This is a genomic window from Vibrio sp. YT-18, from assembly GCF_033337345.1.
GTDB lineage: Bacteria > Pseudomonadota > Gammaproteobacteria > Enterobacterales > Vibrionaceae > Vibrio > Vibrio alginolyticus.
In genome coordinates, this window is sequence record NZ_JAWOQO010000259.1 from 1 (window position 1) to 1062 (window position 1062).

Genomic DNA, 1062 nt, shown 5'->3' on the forward strand with positions numbered 1-1062 from the left:
CACTTTCCCTCAAACCTTGGATATGGTGATCGAGAAACCGTTCACTGGCTACGGTTACGGTAAGTTTGAATCTGAGTACATGCTGTACACCGCGCGCCAGCATGCGCTGAATGAGAACTATCCTGCAGGCTTGCCATCGATGGATCATCCTCACAATGAAATGTTGTACTGGGGCGTAGAAGGTGGGCTTCTGCCTGTATTAGGCATAATCCTCGCAATGGGATTGGTTTTACATAGGATTTATCAAGCCAAACGTGGCACACGCCTAGCGTTGCTTGCGTTATTCATTCCTATCGTACTTCACTCTCAGTTGGAATATCCGTTTTATCACTCTCTCGTGCACTGGCTGATTTTCATCATTTTGCTGTATTGGGTCGACCAGCGTGTCTCGCGCTATCGCCAAGTTGGGTTTAGCAAAGTGACCAAAAGTCTACTGCGTGTTTTTAGCTTGGTGATTCCGGCCGTGTTTACCTTCTATATGGTGAGCGCACTACACACGAACTACATTCTGACGAAGTTCGAAACTACGCGACCAGCTAACCCTGATATTTTGAATCAGGTAAGTAACCCGGTCGTATGGAAAGACAGATTTGACTGGGACGTTTACAGTACCTTTTTGAATATTGGTCTGTACAAGCAAGATCCAAGTTTGATTCAACCTTATGTTGATTGGTCATTGCAGATCATTAAAGATAAGCCACGCCCTGCGTTCTACAATAACTTGATCTTGGCTTATCAAGGACTGGATGACAGCAGTAAAGCGGAACAAATTCGTGCAGAGGCTCAATTCCTATTTCCGAACATCGACTTTAGCCAAGTAAATTATCAACCACCCTCACAAGCCCAATCGACAACGCCTAGCGTGTCTGATGCGGAATAGACAAACAAAAAAGCGAAGGACTTCCTTCGCTTTTTTGCTTTCAGCCCAATGATTTTAGGCCCTGTTGGTTATGAGTAATAGAGTTCCAAGCTCTTGAGACGCTCTAATGCGCAACTCTCACTCAGTTAAAGACTCTTCCAGAGCCTTCAAGCACAGCGCGACATTTTCCGCGCGAGCACCGT

The 1062-nt window shown here is 45.8% G+C and carries 1 protein-coding gene; it reads left to right on the forward strand.

What is annotated here, in order from left to right:
* A partial coding sequence (locus R7M72_RS25825) for a PglL family O-oligosaccharyltransferase (RefSeq protein WP_318056559.1) occupies positions 1-880 on the forward strand: 880 nt, incomplete at its 5' end.
* Positions 881-1062 lie beyond the last annotated feature (182 nt).